Source organism: Pseudomonas sp. FW306-02-D09B (genome assembly GCF_058782685.1).
Window position 1 is genome coordinate 301,298 of the sequence record NZ_JBYSXY010000002.1, and the last position, 19,307, is coordinate 320,604.

General features: G+C 58.5%; 13 protein-coding genes. 6 read left to right on the top strand and 7 right to left on the bottom strand.

Features of this window, described 5'->3' with window-relative positions:
- The 3 genes from AC3WK5_RS05615 (at position 1) to AC3WK5_RS05625 (ending at position 6,067) form a co-directional block, all read left to right on the top strand.
- Complete coding sequence (locus AC3WK5_RS05615; protein WP_256585216.1) at positions 1-4,395, top strand: dermonecrotic toxin domain-containing protein; 4,395 nt, start codon at positions 1-3, stop codon at positions 4,393-4,395.
- 161 nt (positions 4,396-4,556) lie between these two features.
- Positions 4,557-4,862 carry a PsiF family protein gene (locus tag AC3WK5_RS05620; protein WP_103317017.1) on the top strand — a complete coding sequence of 102 codons (306 nt, stop codon included), beginning with the start codon at positions 4,557-4,559 and terminating at the stop codon, positions 4,860-4,862.
- A 191-nt stretch (positions 4,863-5,053) separates the two neighbouring features.
- Positions 5,054-6,067: an AI-2E family transporter gene (locus tag AC3WK5_RS05625; RefSeq protein ID WP_054595406.1), complete on the top strand. Its 1,014-nt coding sequence runs from the start codon at positions 5,054-5,056 to the stop codon at positions 6,065-6,067.
- Between the two features lie 171 nt (positions 6,068-6,238).
- On the opposite strand, the gene AC3WK5_RS05630 is transcribed toward AC3WK5_RS05625, so the two are convergent.
- Positions 6,239-7,513 carry an Hsp70 family protein gene (locus AC3WK5_RS05630; protein WP_054595407.1) on the bottom strand — a complete coding sequence of 425 codons (1,275 nt, stop codon included), beginning with the start codon at positions 7,511-7,513 and terminating at the stop codon, positions 6,239-6,241.
- A 296-nt stretch (positions 7,514-7,809) separates the two neighbouring features.
- On the opposite strand from AC3WK5_RS05630, the gene AC3WK5_RS05635 reads away from it, so the two are divergent.
- Complete coding sequence (locus AC3WK5_RS05635) at positions 7,810-8,760, top strand: DnaJ C-terminal domain-containing protein (protein WP_054598224.1); 951 nt, start codon at positions 7,810-7,812, stop codon at positions 8,758-8,760.
- Positions 8,761-8,783: 23 nt separating this feature from the next.
- Positions 8,784-9,089 (top strand): chaperone modulator CbpM, encoded by a 306-nt coding sequence (locus AC3WK5_RS05640; RefSeq protein ID WP_103317015.1) that lies wholly within the window; start codon positions 8,784-8,786, stop codon positions 9,087-9,089.
- Between the two features lie 229 nt (positions 9,090-9,318).
- On the opposite strand, the gene AC3WK5_RS05645 is transcribed toward AC3WK5_RS05640, so the two are convergent.
- Entirely contained in the window at positions 9,319-10,458 is a 1,140-nt protein-coding gene (locus tag AC3WK5_RS05645) for a sensor histidine kinase (RefSeq protein ID WP_103317014.1), read from the bottom strand.
- Between the two features lie 251 nt (positions 10,459-10,709).
- Between AC3WK5_RS05645 and AC3WK5_RS05650 the strand changes: the two genes are divergently transcribed.
- Positions 10,710-15,620 carry an NEL-type E3 ubiquitin ligase domain-containing protein gene (locus tag AC3WK5_RS05650; protein WP_256585214.1) on the top strand — a complete coding sequence of 1,637 codons (4,911 nt, stop codon included), beginning with the start codon at positions 10,710-10,712 and terminating at the stop codon, positions 15,618-15,620.
- 75 nt (positions 15,621-15,695) lie between these two features.
- On the opposite strand, the gene ureC is transcribed toward AC3WK5_RS05650, so the two are convergent.
- The 5 genes from ureC to ureA form a co-directional block, all read right to left on the bottom strand.
- Positions 15,696-17,396: an urease subunit alpha gene (gene ureC, locus AC3WK5_RS05655; protein WP_103317037.1), complete on the bottom strand. Its 1,701-nt coding sequence runs from the start codon at positions 17,394-17,396 to the stop codon at positions 15,696-15,698.
- A 207-nt stretch (positions 17,397-17,603) separates the two neighbouring features.
- Positions 17,604-17,912, bottom strand: a complete 309-nt coding sequence (locus AC3WK5_RS05660; protein ID WP_019693790.1) for an urease subunit beta — start codon at positions 17,910-17,912, stop codon at positions 17,604-17,606.
- Complete coding sequence (locus AC3WK5_RS05665; protein ID WP_054595412.1) at positions 17,909-18,442, bottom strand: GNAT family N-acetyltransferase; 534 nt, start codon at positions 18,440-18,442, stop codon at positions 17,909-17,911. The genes AC3WK5_RS05660 and AC3WK5_RS05665 overlap by 4 nt, the downstream gene beginning before the upstream one ends.
- A 6-nt stretch (positions 18,443-18,448) precedes the next feature.
- Positions 18,449-18,982: a GNAT family N-acetyltransferase gene (locus tag AC3WK5_RS05670; protein WP_103317012.1), complete on the bottom strand. Its 534-nt coding sequence runs from the start codon at positions 18,980-18,982 to the stop codon at positions 18,449-18,451.
- A 9-nt stretch (positions 18,983-18,991) separates the two neighbouring features.
- Positions 18,992-19,294 carry an urease subunit gamma gene (gene ureA, locus AC3WK5_RS05675; RefSeq protein ID WP_019693787.1) on the bottom strand — a complete coding sequence of 101 codons (303 nt, stop codon included), beginning with the start codon at positions 19,292-19,294 and terminating at the stop codon, positions 18,992-18,994.
- Between the last annotated feature and the right edge of the window lie 13 nt (positions 19,295-19,307).

Below are 19,307 nucleotides of genomic sequence, written 5' to 3' on the forward strand. Positions count from 1 at the left end.
ATGGTTTCGTCGTCAACAAACAGTACGTCGCCTGCCAAAGTTGCTCAGGCAAGTATTCACCACGAATTTATAGAGCGTGCGCTTCCTGCCTGGCTGACCCTGGCGACACCGCAAAGGCTTCGGACGTTAAAAGTGGGCGGTGCAGGTATTCCCAGGTGGATCAGGAACGCTTCCCAAGCCGAACACCTGAGCATGCTCAACGCCCTGGAGGCAAGCTGGTCGTCGCAGAATGATGTCGACAAAATGCTGATGGATTTGCAAGACGTCCGTTCATTTGCCGAGCCAGTGCTGCGTCAGGCGTTAAAGGAAAAATACGGGGTTGAAGATGACGTCAGGGAAACGTTTCTGAAGTTGTACTCCGAGGTAAAGTTGTCTCCGTGGGGCCATAACTTTGATGGCGGTGCGAGCAGTCGTACAGTTTCCTTGCTGGATGCGGCGCTGCAGAACTTTTCAAGTGCCGAGGTGTTTTTGTCGGGGTCGGAGTTTATCTCCCGACCCGATGCGCAGGGACACTTTGATATAAAGAAAATTCGAAGCACTATGTCCATTGAGCAATTCACGGCGCTGTGTCGCGAGTTGGATATTGGCGCCAGGTACAAACACTATTTGGAAAGTTACTTGCGCCCCACCGATGGTCTGGCCCGCGGGGTGTTGCAGCACAGAGTCATAAAAAGCCAGCAAGCCGCGCTGAAAATCGCCCTGCAAATGGCGCTCTTGAGAAAAGACATCGGGGCGCAGGCGTATCTCGTTGTGCAGGGCATGATCAAGGGACTTAAAGGCCTGACCCTGGACGGTATTCCCGTTCGTTACTATCACCTGACGATGCTCGACACGCTCCTGAAAGGCATTGTGCTCATCGCCGCTGATCTCGATGCGCCTTATGGTGCAAACAGGCGAATCATTGCCTATGTGCCGCACGATCCCGAGCATCCGTTGAAAGAGTACCCGTCGCTCGTCGAATTCAGCCGCGAGCTGACTCGCCAGTTACGTGATACCGGCCAGGCGTCGCCCCCTGCACAGCCCTCGTCCTGGCTCAGTTATCAGCAGTTCTTTAGTCGCTTTGTCGACCATCAGCAGCGTGGGCATTTTTTTGCCGCGCTCAATGCTCAACTGGTGCGGGTTACCCAGCACGATAAAGAATGGGGAGTGGACCTGCCCGTATGGCGAGAAACGCCTGAAGAAAACCCACGCCTGCGCTATGGCGTCATGCGGTTCGAGAACGACACCGAGACCCGCTTCAATGGTGACCTGTGGGTTTATCTCTATCAGCAGCAGCAAAACAAAATTCTCAACGATGCCCGGGCGTTAGTCATTTCCACTGCCGATGCCGATCGTACGGAGCGTTGGGCGTGGGTTGAAAATCTGCAAAAAATGCTCTCGGACATCTTCAATGTCGCGTTATTGGTGGTGACCCCCTTCGTGCCTTTTCTGGGTGAATTGATGCTGGCCTATACGGCTTATCAGTTGGTCAGTGAAGTGGTTGAAGGTGTACTCGATCTGTCTGAAGGATTGTATCTGGAGGCCGCTGAACAGCTGATCGGCTTCACCGAAAGCGTGGTTCAACTGGCAGCGTTTGCTGGCGGCATCAAGATTGGCGACCTGGCGTTCTCCAGGCTGTCACCATTTATCGAAGGGGCAAAACCGGTCACCCTGGCCACTGGCAAACAACGTCTGTGGGGGCAGAATCTTGAGCCCTACCAGCAAAAGGCACTGGTTCTGGCTGCCGATTCAAAGCCCGACGAATTGTGGCTGCATCAGCACGACGGCAAGCCGATCCTGCGCCTCGATACGTCTCACTTCGAACTCAAAAACGACCCGCAAACCGGCAAGCACCGGGTGCAGCATCCAACCCGGCCAGATGCCTATCAACCTGTGGTCGAGAGTAACGGGGCGGGGGCATTCGTGATCGAAGGCGAGCAGCCTCAGTCGTGGGATGAGCAAACGCTGATGATGCGGATGGGGCAGCCGCTTGACGGTTTGACCGATTCGTTCGACGACATCCGCACGGTCAGCCGCACCCATGTCGACGCGATGCGCCGGATGTACATCGACAATGAGCCTCCATTGCCCTTATTGAGCGATACCGTTACGCGATTCAGGATTGATCGGGATATTCAGACGTTCATCGATCAGATCAGCAGTGAACAACCACAGCACTACCTGAAGGCCGATGTACGCACACAGTTGCAACTGCTGGATGGCGTGTGGCCCGGAGAAAGGCCGCTGCAACTTGTCGCGCGCGATGGAAGCGTCACTTGGCAGACAGGCTCCAACGATTCTGTTCCTGTGCGGATAAATGAGGACCGCTTGAACGATGGCGACCTGATTACAACCTTGCTTTCGCACCTTGATGAAGGTGAAACAAAAACACTGATGGAAGACGTTTTCGGCGCGTCGGTCACGACTACCGGGGCTCATGCAAAAATCCTCCGGGCGGAAATCGCACGGCGTGCCAGCGCCAGGCGAAACTTCATGTTCAATGCTCGTTACAAAGAGCACGAGTTGCGCTGGAGTGCTCGGGTACAAGCGGTTCAGTCCGAAATGCCGGGTCTGCCTGGCGCTGTTGCGCAAGAATTGCTGGCGGTCGCCACACCCGAGGAACTGCAACTGGTCGCCCAAGGGCGCTTGCCATCGCGACTCAAGGGGTTGGCGCTCTATGCGCGTGAGGAAGTGAGGGTTGCTCGTGCTTATGAGGGGCTTTACCTGGCGTCGGTCGAAAGCTTCGATACCGAAACGCTGGTGCTGCATTCGCTTGAGAACCTGCCGGGCTGGCCCTCGGATGTGTCCATTCAAGTCAGGCTGTTCGAGTACGAAGGCGGGGTGCTGGACAGTATCGGTACAGAGCGCGCCACGCTTAAACGCACGATAGTCTCGCGAACAGATGGCAGCTTTCAGGCTTACGATGATCAAGGTCATGCCTTGCACGCAGAGACTGACCTCTACTCCTCGATCTTGCAGGCACTCCCGGATGCCGAACTGACCGGTTTGAATATTCGCAGGAGTGACGTTCAGACACTGAAGCAGGCCGTACGTGACCACGCAGTAAGGCCTGACAGGTTGTCCACGATACTTGCGCAGTTCCCGGTCCCGATACCACCGGCTTTTAATCCCGCTTTGCTTCGTCTGCGTGGAGGTGCATCCAATGGGGGGGCTGTGGAGCCTGAGACGAAGAGGCTCCAGGCGGTTTTTAACAACCTTGTCGATTGGGGATATCCCTCCGACCCCCTGCCGTCTGTAGAAAGCGACTATTTGGATGGCCTGCAGTTAATTTGCGATGAGTTGTCCGAATCGCATCTGAACTCCCTTTACCCGGCATTTGCCGAGGCCATTCAAGCCAATGCCCCCATGACCAGAGCAGTGATAAGGCAAAGCGTCGAACTGTTGCCCGAGCTGAAAAAATTGCTGCCCCCTGAGCAATTCACCGAACTACTGAACAACATGTTCATGGACGGTGAGCCAACGCCCTTGTCGGATTCGCAGCGGGAGCTGGGAATGACTGCTCGTTACCTGAAGAGAACAGAACGTACGGATCAATATGAATCGCTGGCCCTCGCAGCGAAAGCAGGCAACGCCCCGTCGGGCACGCTGGCTGATTTGCATCGCTACGTGGATATGCTGGGTGAGCATATGACCGTAACCGAGAAGGTCATTGAGGTCTCGTCGCAGACCATGGCCGATTTGAACATGGCGCAGCGTGCGATCACCCGCGCCAAGGAGCTTCTCCCTTTGTCCGGCAACCAACTACCGAGCATCTGGGAAAAGGGCGGATCGGCTATCGCTGCACTGAAAAATCTCCGAAAAATCGACTTGGCTACCGGTTTGCCTACGGCCGAGCTCACCACTGCCGAAGCTGCACAGGCCGCTATCAACATCAAGGGCGGGAACTGTTCGGAGAATTCGAAAGTGACGTTCTCGATCCTCGCGAACCAGCCCCGGACATCTGAAATACACATTGTCAAAGCCACCAACTTTGACCATCAGTATGTTGTCATTGGTGACTTGAGGTACCCGGAGCAATTGGTCGCTGCCGATTCCTGGCCAGAGTTTCCCTGTGCCCATCTGACCCGCGAGGGCTACTTCACGTTTGATCCGAAGCCGGTGCTGAGCCTGAAGCCTGGCCCTGCCGTCGCCGAGTATGCGTTTATCGACGATGCACCTGCTGGCACTGCCGTTATTCCGTCTCGAGGCTCGGATGATTCCACGCTCAGGGCGATAAAAATTGCCAAGCTGCATCAGAAAGGCGGTTATGCCCAATGGACTTCATTGAAAGAGCTAGGCGCTACCTATCTATCGCCTGATGGGCGAGCGGTTTCTTTCGAGCGACACAGTGCTTCGGTTATCGAGAATCGCCTCGAGACGTTTGGGGGCTACTACAAAGCGATCTCGTCCCGTTAACGGCCATTCTTGACGCGTTGTTCGAGCCGGGAGCGAGTTACTGATAACTCGCTCTCGGCTTTTTTGCAGGTCGTCATAGTTGAAAGGTGAAGGTGTAACGGCATTTGTCTACACTCCGTTCGAGGCCGCGCCCATCGGTGCGGTAACAAGGAGAAAACTCCATGAAGATGCTGCGTATCCCTTTGTTGATGATCGGTCTGCTGCTCTGTTCCCAAGGCTTTGCCGCCACGGCACAACAGAACAAAATGGCCACCTGCAATGCCGACGCCACCGCGAAAGCCCTCAAGGGTGATGAGCGCAAAGCCTTTATGAGTACCTGCCTGAAAGCCGCGCCGGCAGCAGAGGCGGCCAAACCCATGACCCCTCAGCAAGAGAAGATGAAAACCTGCAACGCCACCGCTACCGCGAAGGCGCTTAAAGGTGATGCGCGCAAAACCTTCATGAGCGATTGCCTGAAGAAAAAATAAGCTGCGCTCCCCGTGCCCCTCTGTAGGAGCAAGGCTTGCCCGCGATAGGGGCACCGCGGTGGAACTGACAGACCGCGTCATCGTTCATCGCGGGCAAGCCTTGCTCCTACGGTGGTGAAGTCATCCGCTCGCTTCAATGCCCGAAGGCTGGCAGACTGCCAATCCTTTAACGCCGTTTGTTTTGAGGCTGTATGCCAACGTTTTCTCAGCGTCACGTGTTGCTGTTGGTCAGTTGGGTGATCATTTTTGGTGGGCTACTGCTGGTGATACCGCTGCGACTGTTGCCCAGTCTGCTGGCCGGGTTACTGGTGTTCGAACTGGTCAACATGCTCACCCCGCAGTTGCAACGACTGATCGAAGGACGGCGTGCACGCTGGCTGGCCGTGGCCTTGCTTGGCACGCTGGTGGTCAGCGTACTGGCGCTGATTTTTGCCGGTGCTATCAGTTTTCTGCTGCATGAAGCGGAAAACCCCGGGGCTTCCCTGGACAAATTCATGCTGGTGGTCGACAAGGCGCGTGGCCAGTTACCGCCATTCATCGACGCTTACCTGCCCGCCAGCGCCGCTGAATTTCGCGTGGCCATCGGCGAGTGGCTGAGCAAACACCTGAGCGACCTGCAACTGGTCGGCAAAGACGCCGCGCACATGTTCGTCACGTTGCTGATCGGCATGGTGCTGGGGGCGATCATCGCCTTGCAGCGCATCCCTGACCTGACCCAACGCAAACCCCTGGCGGCAGCACTGTTCGACCGTTTGCACCTGCTGGTTCAAGCGTTTCGCAATATCGTCTTTGCGCAGATCAAGATTTCCCTGCTCAACACTTTTTTTACCGGGATCTTCCTGGCAGTGATCCTGCCGCTGTTCGGGATCAAGCTGCCGTTGACCAAAACCCTGATCGTGCTGACCTTCCTGCTGGGCTTGCTGCCGGTGATCGGCAACCTGATGTCCAACACGCTGATCACCATCGTCGGCTTGTCGTTGTCGATCTGGGTTGCGGTGGCGGCGCTGGGCTACCTGATCTTTATCCACAAGCTGGAATACTTCCTCAACGCGCGGATCGTCGGTGGGCAGATCAGTGCCAAGTCCTGGGAGTTGCTGCTGGCAATGCTGGTGTTCGAAGCCGCGTTCGGCCTGCCGGGGGTGGTGGCAGGGCCGATTTATTACGCGTACCTGAAGAGCGAGTTGAAGCTGATCGGGATGGTTTGACGCTGTAGTCGGTGCGGCGCCGATTCCATTGTGGCGAGGGGGCGCGCCCCCGTTGGGCTGCGAAGCAGCCCAGAAACCAACAACCGTATGTTGTCAGACACACCGCGATAACCGGTTATGCGGTTGCTGCGCAACCGAACGGGGGCAAGCCCCCTCGCCACAGGGGTTGCGTCAGGCCAGGGTGCCGTAACGCTTCATCGCCTCGATCGCCAGGCCGCTGCCGATGCTGCCGAAGATGTTCCCTTCAACATGCTGCGCGTTCGGCAGCATCGCCGACACGCTGTTACGCAGCGCCGGAATCCCGCTCGAACCACCGGTAAAGAACACCGTATCTACCTGGTCGACGCGCACATTGGCATCGTTGAGCAATTGGGTCACGCTGTTGCGCACCCGTTCCAGCAGGTTATCGATGGCCGATTCGAATAGCGCCCGGCTCAATTCGACACTCAAACCCGGTTCGATCCGGTCCAGCGGCACGTGGCGACTGTCGGCATGGGTCAGCTGGATCTTGGTTTCTTCCACTTCCATGGCCAGCCAGTGCCCGGCGCGCTGGTCGATCAGCTTGAACAGGCGATCGATACCGCTGGTGTCTTCGATGTCGTAGCGCATGCTGCCCAACGCCAGGGTCGATTTTTGCGAGTACACCGAGTTGATGGTGTGCCAGGTCGCCAGGTTCATGTGGTGGCTGGTGGGCATGTAGGCGCCACTTTTCATCCGGCTGCCGTAGCCGAACAACGGCATCAGGCCCTGGAGGCTCAGTTGCTTGTCGAAATCGGTCCCGCCGATGTGCACGCCGCCGGTGGCGAGGATGTCGTCGTGACGGTTGTCGTGGCCGCGTCGTTCGGGGGACAGGCGCACCAGGGAGAAGTCCGACGTACCCCCGCCGATGTCGACGATCAGCACCAGCTCTTCCTTTTCGATGGTCGACTCATAGTCGAACGCTGCGGCAATCGGTTCGTACTGGAACGAGACGTCCTTGAAACCGATGGCGCGGGCTACGTCCACCAGGGTGTTTTCGGCTTCCTGGTCGGCCATTTCATCGTCATCGACGAAAAATACCGGACGCCCCAGCACCACTTCTTCGAATTCTCGACCGGCGGCGGTCTCGGCACGCTTCTTCAGCTGGCCGATGAACAGCCCGAGCAGGTCCTTGAACGGCATTGCCGTGCCCAGGACGCTGGTGTCGTGCTTGATCAGCTTGGAGCCCAGCAGGCTTTTGAGCGAGCGCATCAAGCGGCCTTCGTAGCCTTCCAGATACTCGTGCAGCGCCAGCCGGCCGTACACCGGGCGGCGTTCTTCCATGTTGAAGAAGACCACCGACGGCAGGGTGATTTTGTCGTCCTCCAGCGCGATCAGCGTTTCCATGCCAGGGCGCAGCCAGCCGACAGTGGAGTTGGACGTGCCAAAGTCGATACCGCAGGCACGGGCTGGAGATGCGTTTTTCATGTCTTTCAGGTTCCGGTTAAAAAACGGCCGCGCAGTGTATGTCAGAGCGGCGCAGAATCGAAGGCCGACTATCCGCTAAATTCAAGGTCATCGCTCACTTGAAAGACTATCCTTGTTCCCCAAACATACGGACATGGCGTGGCAGCCACCCTGTGATCAAGTGATCCGCCCCGGCTGCCGATAAACTTCAGATGTGCTGCCCGATCAGATTCTTGAGATCGGTCAAGCCTGCGGCAGCCAATCAGTGCATGCTGTGCCTGGCTGCGCGATATCGATAACGGATGGTGATTCCCTCGATGGACTTCAAAGACTATTACAAGATTCTCGGTGTGGAGCCGACTGCTGACGATAAGGCGATCAAGGCCGCCTATCGCAAGCTGGCGCGCAAATACCACCCTGACGTCAGCAAGGAAAAGGACGCCGAGGCCAAGTTCAAGGATGTCTCGGAAGCCTATGAAGCGCTGAAAAGCGCCGACAAGCGCGCCGAATACGACGACTTGCGCAAATACGGCCAGCACGGACAACCGTTCCAGGGCCCGCCGGGTTGGCAGGGGCGTGGTGGTGCGGGTGGTTTTGGCGGCGGTCAGGACAGTGGCGATTTTTCGGACTTCTTCAGTTCGATTTTTGGTAACCGTGGCCCGGGTTTCGGGGGTGGACAGTCTGGTCGCAGTGCCGGTCGTCGAGGGCAAGACGTGGAAATGGAATTACCGGTTTTTCTGGAAGAAACCCTGTCGACCGAATCGAAGAAGGTCAGCTTCCAGGTGCCTCAGTACAACGCGGCCGGCCAGCACGTCAGCAATACCAGCAAAAGCCTGAACGTGAAGATTCCGGCGGGTGTCACCGATGGTGAGCGCATTCGACTCAAGGGCCAGGGCGCACCGGGTGTCGGTGGCGGCGCCAATGGCGACCTGTACCTGACCATTCGTTTTGCGCCGCACCCGAAATACGACGTTGAAGGTGAAAACCTGATCATCACCTTGCCGCTGGCCCCGTGGGAGCTGGCGCTGGGTGCAGAGGTCGCGGTGCCGACCCTGACCGGCAAGATCAACCTGAAAGTTCCAGCCGGCAGCCAGAACGGCCAGCGCATGCGCGCCAAAGGCCACGGCCTGCTGAACAAGGCCGGGCAGCGCGGTTACCTGTTCGTGCAGCTCAAGGCGGTAATGCCCAAACATATCGACGATGACGTCAAAGCGTTGTGGCAGGAGCTGGCGAAGAAAGCCGCTTTCAATCCGCGGGAGCATTTTTGAGTCAAGAGAAGGAGTAGCCAATCATGAGCAACCCCCTGATCGTTCAACTGGACATGGCAGAATTCTGTGAGGCGACCGATTTACCGGACGTCTACGTGATCGAAATCGTCGAACACGGCATCCTCGAACCTCAGGGCGCGCAGCCCAAGGATTGGCGTTTCAACGACTATGAACTGGCGGTCGCCAAGCGTGCCGCCAAGTTACGGCGTGACCTGGATCTGGAATGGGAAGGCGTCGCCCTGGCGCTCGACCTGCTTGAAGAAGTGCAGCAACTACGCGCCGAGAATCGCATGCTCAGGCAGCGGTTGGGGCGGTTGCTGGTCGAATAGCCCCATCTCGTAGCAGCCTTGGTCAGGGGGCAGCCCCGAACCTGTGGCGAGGGGGCTTCTGTGGCGAGGGAGCTTGCTCCCGCGGGTCGGTCCGCGTTCGGGCGTAGCGACCCTAATATCGGCCGCCGCGAGTATTCAGATGGAAAGCGATTGCTGGATTACGACCGCTTCGCGGCCGAGCGGGAGCAAGCTCCCTCGCCACAGTCGTGGTCTTCACTCACGTCCACCACTACAAAACCACCCGCGACACCCTCGGCAACACCACGCTGAAGGTCGTGCCCTCGGCCTCGCTGGAACTGACTTCGATCGTGCCCTGATGCGCATCCACCACTTGTTTGACGATGAACAAGCCCAACCCAAGGCTGGTGGAGGGGCCGGTGAGTTCTTCGCTGGCGCTGCGCACCAGTGGGTCGAATATCGTCGGCAGTGCCTCGGCGGGAATCGGCTCGCCATGGTTGTGCATGGTCAGCGTCACCTGATCTTTTTCTCCAATGATTCTCAGCGTCACTGGGTGTCGATTGGCCCCGTGCTGCAAGGCATTACCGACAAGGTTTTGCAGCAGTTGGCTGAGGCGCGTGCGGTCCCAGATACCATGGGTGTCGCCTTCGACGATCAGTTGTGAGTTGCAGTCCGGCTGCCCGGCGCCGGCTTCGTCCAGCGCAGCTTTTGCGGCGGCGGCCAGGTCCATCGGTGCCGGTTCGATCGGCAGGCTGCTGCCCAGCCGGCTACGTACCAGCTCCAGCAAGTCGCTGACCATCGCCGCCATGTGCCGGGCACTGCTCTTGATGCTTGTCACATAGGTCTGGGCGTCGGTGTCCAGTTTGGCCTTGCGTAGCAGCATCTCGGTGGACATGTTCACAGCCTGCAAGGGGGTGCGCAGATCATGGCCCAGAATGGCCAGGAAGATGTCCCGTGAACGATTGACCTGCTCGGCGTACGCTGCGGTGGACTCGGCCAGGGCTTCGTCGATGGCTTCGTTGAAACGGATCATGTCCTGCATGTACACCACGTCCGGCGACTCCAGGCTGTTGACCCACAGGCGAATCACGCTGGCCCGCAAATGCCGGAACTCAGAGGTCATCTGCACCAGATCAAACCCCACGTTATGCCGAAGCTCGCCATGGCTGGCCGCGGCCTTGTCCAGGCTGGGTGTTTTTTCCGGGCCTTCGCCCCTGGCCTTGGCCGCTTGTTCGAGGCCGGTCTGGGCGGTCTTCATGTCGCGGGAAGCGGCCAGCAGGATCAATGTGGCGTGGTCGCGCAGGAGCGTCCGGTCCATGGAATCAGGGTCGGGGGCGATGGTTCGGGCGAACAGCTCCCATTCGTCGACGATACGCTCGACGTGAGTCACGATGAATTCGGATAAACGCATGGTCGAAGGCTCCACGCAGTAAGCGCTTGACGGTCTCGCATTTTAGCGCCTTTAAGACCGGGTCAAAACTACCGTTGACGAGCAGGATCAGCCACGGTGGTTGTCGGGGTGGTATTTAATTGTTTTTCAGGTTCTGAAGTTTAATGTTATTGGGCGTTTATGCTGGTTTTACAGCAGTTATTTAATCTTTTGTTATTTGAGGTATTGAATAAGCTGGTCGTTCTTATGAACGCACAGGGACAGTTGCGAAAATGAATGAATCATCAGAAGGATCTGTGTCGGATATTTCTGCCAATAATCCGGCAGGCGACAATCGGTATTTGAGTTACCTGGCAACCAACGTTCCAGCGCTTATAAAAAGCCCTACTCTGTCTAAACGTGTAGCGACGGCAACCCAGGCAGTCGACTTCCCTGTGTGGTACGTCAAGGCAAGTGCCATTGACCGTCAATACCTCAAGGAACTCGGCAACGAGCGCTGGCGATTGCAAGGCGATCTGGATGACACGCTGGGTGATCTGAAAAAGGACATCAACGAGTTCGCAGAGCCCTTGCTCATTCAGGCCCTGCAAGAAAAGCTGAGCCTGGAACTGGATGTGCGGGCCACGACGGTTCGGCTTTACGTGCCAGCCCTGCTGGGGTTTGGCATCGACAACAATGCCAGCCGGCTCAGGGAGTCAACGTTGCTGGAGGCTGCGCTGCATAACTTTGAGGACGCTGAAACCCGTGCCGGCGCCTTTCGCGATGGCTCGGGAATTTTCACCACCGATGCCGAAGGTGAGCTGCAACGTCATTCGTTGACCATCGAAAGTTTTGCGAGCCTTTGTCGGGAGCTGGATCTCGGTGCGCAGTATCAGCGGCACATCACAGGGTTGCTGGCCCCTGCGGCGGCAGGTGCAAAGGCCTCACTTGAGCAACACTTCATCGGGACCGAAAAAGCTGCGTTCAATGAGTCGGCGCTGATTGCATATTTGAAGGGCGATATCACTTCTTATGCGTACGGCAAGTTGCAGCAACTGCGGGACAACCAGACAAACATCACGATGGGCAAGCGCCCGTTACAGTCTCATCGACTGTCCCTGATGGGCGTGAAACTGTCGGGTATCGTGTTGTTCAGTGCCGTGGCAGATCCAACGAAAATCAAAAAGATTTACGACGCCCTGGAGCCGACACATCAACGAATAATGATGGATTGGGCACGCAAACTGCTCATTTTGCCCGGGCAGGAATTTGACCAGTTCAAGTTTCTCAAAGCCTTTTTTGCCAACGGTCCCAGCGGTGCCGTCGATGAGATGCTGCGCCGCGAAGATATCGATAATCAAAGTCGGCTCGACGGTGCCTTGATCGCTTATGTGCCCGACGATCCTGAGCATCCTCTCAAGGAATATAAATCCTTCACCGATTTCATGAAGGAGCTGACGAGCCAGTTGCGCTCCTCGGACTACCAACAATTTTTCAGCCGCTTCGTACCGCAAAAAGACAAAGGACAGTTTTTCACTCGTGTCAAAGAGCGCTTTAGCACCTTCACCTGGCAACAGCGCGAACCGTTGAGCATGGGGCCGTGGTGGCGAGAGACTGCGGTGGAGAACCCCGATGCCGAGCCGGTCACCAACCTGATTGACGGTTTGCTCTGGCCGGCGCTCGGCCGATGGCGGTGCGATAAGGCCATCGCGGATTCGCGGCACATTGCCGTTCCCACAGGCGATGAAGATGCCAACGCCCGTTGGGCGCGATTGAGCAGCTACGTGAGCATCGGCTGGAACGTATTCAACTTCGGCGCGATGCTGGTGCCGGGCCTGGGGGAGGCCATGCTGGGCGTCATGATCGGGCAAATGCTGCTTGAAACCATGGAGGGCATCGAAGACTGGAGCAAGGGCGACAAGGACGAAGCGGCGGCATTGTTGACCGGCGTCCTGATCAATGCGGCCCAGCTGGCAATCATGGGAGCAGGGCATGTGTTGCCGACGGGCGCAGCGACCGCGATCAAGCCTTCGGCATTTGTCGACCAGTTGAAGCCGGTCGTACTCGCTGACGGCAAGACCCGCCTCTGGAACCCGGACTTGAGCCCGTATGAGCATCAAGTCAGTTTGAGTTCCGACTCGACGCCCAACGGGCGAGGCCTTCACGCGCACGGCGATAAGGAGTTGCTGCCGCGCGACGGCAAATACTTCGCGGTGCAGGACGATCCACTGACCGGCGAGCCAAGGATGCAGCATCCGGACCGGCCCGCAGCTTACCAGCCAAAGCTTGACCACGATGGCGCCGGTACCTGGCACACCGAACTCGACCGCCCTGTCGAGTGGACCTCGGCCGAGCTCATGCGTGGGCTGGGGGCGAAGTCAGAAGCGTTCGATGATGCAATGCTCGAACGCATCCGTATCGCCAGTGGTATCGAAGAAGATGTGTTGCGTCGGCTGCATGTCGAAAACGAAGCGCCGCCCGCGTTGCTGGTCGACACCCTCAACCGGTTCAAGGTGTGGGCGGAAACGGGGAAACTGCCTGAGAACGCCCAGTCAAACATTGCCGACGCCAGGACGCTTCAGGACACCTTTGCGCAATTGCCTGCCAACATGGCAGAGGAGCTGCTGAGCGCCGCTGATCCGGCTGACTTGCGAGTGCTGGCCGAGCAAAAGCGTATTGGCTTGCACCTCAGGCAAGAGGCGCGCGCCGCCTCGCTGGAGGTGCGTCTGGCGCGTGCCTATGAAGGGCTGTTCCTTGATTCACTGCAGGCGCCGGATACGGAAAAACTGGCACTGCATAGCCTGGAAAGCTTGCCGAACTGGCCGCAGGAGGTGCGCATCGAAATTCGCGAGCATTCTTTCACTGGCCGTCTGCGCGACAGCATTGGCCCAGAAGAAGCGGATCTGCGCAAAGTCCTGGTCAGCACGGAGAACGGTTATGAAGTGCGGGATGCCGAGGACAACCATCTGCACGGCGCGGATGACCTGTTTTCTTCGGTATTGCATGCCCTGCCTGACGCTGAACGCAAAGCACTGGGTTTTGAAATCAATCAAGGCGCGACACTCAAGCACACCGTTCAAAATGCACCATTGGCGCGTGACCAACTGCGCCCGATGCTGGCGGACAGCCCACTGCGCAAGCCTGCCTATGATCCCGAGACGATGAAGCTGCTCGGTGGAATGCCTCTTCCTCAAGGCATTCGACGGCTCACCGGACGCCTGACGTTGCAGGAACGCGTCAGGAGCGTGCGGCCGGGCTGGACGGAGGAGCAAGCCCAGGCTTATCTGGACGGTGCCGGCGACGAGGCTGACCCGGAGCTGCGGGCCAGTGCGCTGGAAGCGGAATTCAACCGCCTCAATACCAACTTCCAGCGCTGGCTGAATTCGCCGACCGAAGCGTACAGGTTCAGCCCTGCCGGCGTTGCCGAATGGCATTCCAGAAACAAGTTGTACAAGGCCATTCGTCAGTGCTGGCAGCAAACCGGGCCCAGGCATGTGGACTCTTTCGAGACTCTGCAGGGGACAGTGCTTGACCTCGCGAATATGCCCATGGGGCGACACTTGGGAACCATGCCCCCTCTGGAAGCCGATTTTCAGCACGTGACCAGCCTGAACTTGCTGGGCACGGAGATGACCGACGCACACGTCACCTTTCTTGATCATTTTCCGGGCCTGCGTTCGCTGAATCTCACCCGCAACCGGCTCACGCAATTTCCTCCTTCGGTGGGACACATGGTAGGGCTGACGGAGTTGTTCCTCGGCAATAACCGGATTGTGCTGGATCTGCAGGGGGCTACGTACTTGAGATGGCTTACCCGACTTCAATATCTCGATTTGCAGGGAAATCCGTTAGGGCGAGTGCCGGATATCGGCGGCATGTGCCTGCTGCATACGGTGATGCTGGGTGAGACCGGTATAAATACCTGGCCGGACGGATTGTTTTCTCAACCCCGATTCCGGCATTTTTACTTGAATCTGCAACGCAATGAACTGACGGTCATCCCTCGGGCTACGCCTGGCTCTGTCGGGGCGGAGATGTTGGCTCGGACGGTAGTGAGCCGGGAACGGCAGTGGATGTCGGCCGATACTCTGAACACGCTCAGAAACTACATCAGGTCCGTCGGCCTGGACCCCGATCGTCCGTATCCGCCTCGTGGTGTGCGCGACAGCCTTGATTGGGAGGAAGGCCTGACGCGACGAGATTGGGTCGCCAAACAGGCGATATGGAACAGTGTCGAGGACGAATTCGGTTCGGAGCGTTTTTTCAATAAGATCAGGAAGCTCACTGAGTCCAGCCATTTCCAGAACGACAACGCATTCAGAGTGGACATGACGAGCAAGGTCTGGCGAATGCTGGAAGCGATGTCCAAGGACAGTGAGTTGCGGCGCAACCTATTTGTCATGGGCAGGGACGAGGCTACCAACTGTGTGGATGCCGGGGCCCAGTTGTTCAATTCAATGGGTGTGGAGGTGCTGATCCACGAAGCCTATGCGCTGGGGAGTCCAAGCCTGGTGGAGGCTGAACTGGTGCAGCTTGCCAGAGGCAAATCCCGTCTGGATGAGTTGAGCAGGATTGCCCACCAAGTGGTCGCCAAACGACTGGCGAACGGTGAACGGTTCATGGTGAACGATGCCAATGGCGATGTTGTGGGGACCATCGATGAGGTCCAGGTACATTTGGGCTACATGACGGACCTGGCCGAGCGACTTGATCTGCCCTGGCAATCCCGTGATCTGCAGTTCCGCACGCACACGGGCGTCACGTCTGAGATGATCGAAGATGCCTATCGGCGGGTACTGGATCTGGAGGCCGGCGATTTGCTGCGTGATTCCATCGTTGAACAGCCATTTTGGGCGTCTTACGTCCAGGGCTCGAATCGTCGCGCGTTCAAGGTGTTCAGGCGTCGAATCGATGCAACGACGGAGTTTTTCATGGCGCTTGATAAGCGCGCGACCGAACAGGATCTTTCGCTTGAGGCAAAGGCCGGCCTGAAAGAGGAACTGAGGGTGCTCGCCGCAGAGCTGGGCAAACCGGACAGCGCGATTGGCCCGGGGCAAGTCATGAGCAATGAGGCCTATGCTGCCGAGTTGAACTTGATCGACACCGAGATGAAAACGCTGCTGAAGACCCTGACCCAACAGGCGATGGATCGGGCGAAGCTGCAAAGGGTGGAGATACCCTTTACGGTTGAACCGAGCAACTGATTGACCTGACAATACAGCCATCCCGGCACGAAGATTGACGCCCTTCGTGCCGGGTTTTTTATGCCTGACTGGAAATCAAAACAGAAAATACCGCTGGGCCATAGGCAATACATCCGCGGGTTCACACCACAGCAGCACGCCGTCGGCCCTGACCTGATAAGTCTGTGGATCGACATCGATGTTGGGTAGGTAGTCGTTGTGGATCAGGTCGGTTTTCTGCACCTCGCGGCAACCTTTGACCACGGCGATTTTCTTTTTCAGCCCCAGTGCTTCGGGAAGGCCCGCGTCCTGCGCCGCCTGACTTATGAACGTCAGGCTGGTGGCGTGCAGCGAACCACCGTAACTGGCGAACATCGGGCGGTAGTGGACCGGTTGCGGCGTCGGGATCGAGGCGTTGGCATCGCCCATGAGGCTCGCCGCAATGGCGCCGCCCTTGAGGATCAGCGTCGGTTTTACGCCGAAAAATGCCGGGCGCCAGAGCACCAGGTCGGCCCATTTACCGACTTCGATCGAGCCCACTTCATGGCTGATGCCGTGAGTGATGGCCGGGTTGATGGTGTACTTGGCGATGTAGCGTTTGACGCGGAAGTTGTCGTTGCCCTCGCCATCACCTGCCAGTGCGCCGCGCTGCTTTTTCATCTTGTCGGCGGTTTGCCAGGTGCGGGTGATGACTTCACCGACGCGGCCCATGGCCTGGCTGTCGGAGCTGATCATCGAGAACGCGCCGAGGTCGTGAAGGATGTCTTCGGCCGCAATCGTCTCGCGGCGGATGCGGCTTTCGGCGAAGGCCACGTCTTCGGCGATGCTCGGGTCCAGGTGGTGGCAGACCATCAGCATGTCGAGGTGTTCGTCGATGGTGTTGCGGGTGAATGGCCGGGTCGGATTGGTTGAACTCGGCAGCACATTGGCGAAACCGCAGGCCTTGATGATGTCCGGCGCGTGGCCGCCACCGGCCCCTTCGGTGTGGTAGGTGTGGATGGTCCGACCCTTGAACGCGGCGAGGGTGGTTTCGACGAAACCCGACTCGTTCAGGGTGTCGGTATGGATCGCTACCTGTACGTCGAACTGGTCGGCGACGTTCAGGCAGTTGTCGATACTCGCTGGCGTGGTGCCCCAATCTTCGTGCAGCTTGAGGCCGATAGCCCCGGCCTTGACCTGTTCGATCAGCGGCTCCGGCAGGCTGGCGTTGCCCTTGCCAGTGAGGCCGATGTTCATCGGGAACGCATCCGCCGCTTGTAGCATCCGCGCCAGGTGCCAAGGGCCGGAGGTGCAGGTGGTGGCGTTGGTGCCTGTCGCCGGGCCCGTGCCGCCGCCGATCATGGTGGTGACGCCGCTCATCAGCGCTTCTTCGATCTGCTGCGGGCAGATGAAGTGAATGTGCGTGTCGACACCGCCCGCCGTGAGGATCATCCCCTCGCCGGCGATCACTTCGGTGCTGGCGCCGACCGCGATGGTTACATTCGGCTGGACGTCCGGGTTACCGGCCTTGCCGATGGCCGCAATACGCCCATCCTTGAGGCCGACATCGGCTTTGACGATGCCCCAATGGTCGATGATCAGCGCGTTGGTGATCAGCGTGTCGACCACTTCCGCCGCCAGTAACTGGCTCTGGCCCTGGCCATCGCGGATCACTTTGCCGCCGCCGAATTTCACTTCTTCACCGTAGGTGGTGAAGTCTTTTTCGACTTCGATCCACAGCTCGGTATCGGCCAGGCGGACCTTGTCACCGACGGTGGGGCCGAACATGTCGGCGTAGGCTTGTCTTGAAATCTTCATGCGCATGCCTTGGGATTCAATTGGGTTTGGGACCGCTCGCGTAGCTCGCTATCGCAGCCTCGCGCTGCTCGACAGCTCCTACGGGTGTTCACACAAATTTCCGGCTGCTCTCGGCCCAGGTGTTCACGCAACTTTCTGGCTGCTCTCGGCCCCTGTAGGAGCTGTCGAGCAACGCGAGGCTGCGATCTTTTGGGCGCTCCGCAGATGTTAGTCGAGGTCGCCCATGATCCTGCCGGCGAACCCGAACACCCGGCGATGCCCGGCCAGGTCCACCAGCTCGACCTCGCGGCTCTGCCCCGGCTCGAAGCGCACGGCGGTGCCGGCCGGGATGTTCAGGCGCATGCCACGGCTGGCGGCACGGTCGAACGTCAGGGCGTCGTTGGTCTCGAAAAAGTGATAGTGCGAACCGACCTGAATCGGTCGGTCGCCGCTGTTGGCCACGGTCAGGCTCAGGGTGCGACGGCCGGCGTTGAGCTCGATGTCGCCTTGCTTGATCTGATATTCGCCAGGAATCATTCGGGTTGTCCCAGAGTCTTGTAGTAGATGGCGGTCGGGGTGTAGCGACCGTCCGGGCTTTGGCAGTAGTTTGGCAACTCACCGACACGGGTGTAGCCCAGGGATTGATAGAACGCTTCGGCCGCAGAGCCGGCTTCGGTGTCGAGGTACAGCAGGCCACGTTTGTGCTGGCGCGCAGCAAGCTCCACAGCATTCATCAGTTGTTGCGCCAGGCCGCGTCGCCGCGTGTCATGGCGCACCTGCAGCTTTTGCACTTCGGCGCGATTGCGGCCGTTGGCTTTCTGGCACAGGGCCAGTTGCACGCTGGCCAGGACCTTTTCATCGTGAACCACTACCCACAGCAACAGACTGCCGTCCTCGAGCCCGGCCTGGACACTGTTGATGTAGGCGCGGGCCTGGGCATCATCAAGGTCGGCCATGAAGCCGATCGAGGCGCCGTGCTGCACGGCGTCAAACAGCAAATCGATCAAGCCCTGACGGTAGTGCGCAAAGCTTTCGGTGTTCACGCGTCGCAGTTGGGCAGTGTTCATGACATATCACTCCTTGTTGGCGACGGGCGGCTCCGCGCCCGGATTGAGGATCAGCTGCATGAAGGTCAGGTCGAGCCAACGGCCGAACTTGGTACCGACTTGCGGCATGTGCCCGGTGGTGATGAAACCGACCCGTTCGTGCAGGCGAATCGAGGCGGCGTTAGCGCTTTCGATGGCGGCGACCATCACGTGTTTATTGCAATCCCTGGCGCGTTCGATCAGCACGTCCATCAGCTGTGGACCGAGGCCATTGCCGCGCTGATCGCTGCGCACGTACACCGAATGTTCGACGGTATGGCGGAAACCGTCGAACGGCCGCCAGTCGCCGAATGAGGCATAACCGAGCACGCTGTTGTCGGCGTCGACAATCACCAGAACAGGGTAGCCCTGGGATTGCCGGGCGCTGAACCAGGCCTGGCGGTTAGCGAGGTCGACGGCCTGTTCGTTCCAGATCGCGGTCGTATTGAGGACAGCGTCGTTGTAGATGTCGCGGATCGCCGGCAGGTCGGCGTATACGGCATCACGAATGTGATAAGTCATGGCGCAGCCTCAGACGATGGGTTGGTGGACGGTGACCAGTTTGGTGCCGTCGGGAAAGGTCGCCTCGACCTGGATCTCCGGGATCATTTCCGGGATGCCTTCCATCACTTGTTCGCGGTTCAGCAGGGTGGTGCCGTAGTGCATCAGTTCGGCGACCGTCTGGCCGTCACGCGCGCCTTCGAGCAGCGCCGCGGAGATGTAGGCCATCGCTTCCGGGTAATTGAGTTTCACGCCACGGGCCAAACGCCGCTCGGCGACCAGGCCGGCGGTGAAGATCAACAGCTTGTCTTTTTCGCGTGGGGTCAGGTCCATCGTTAAAAATCCG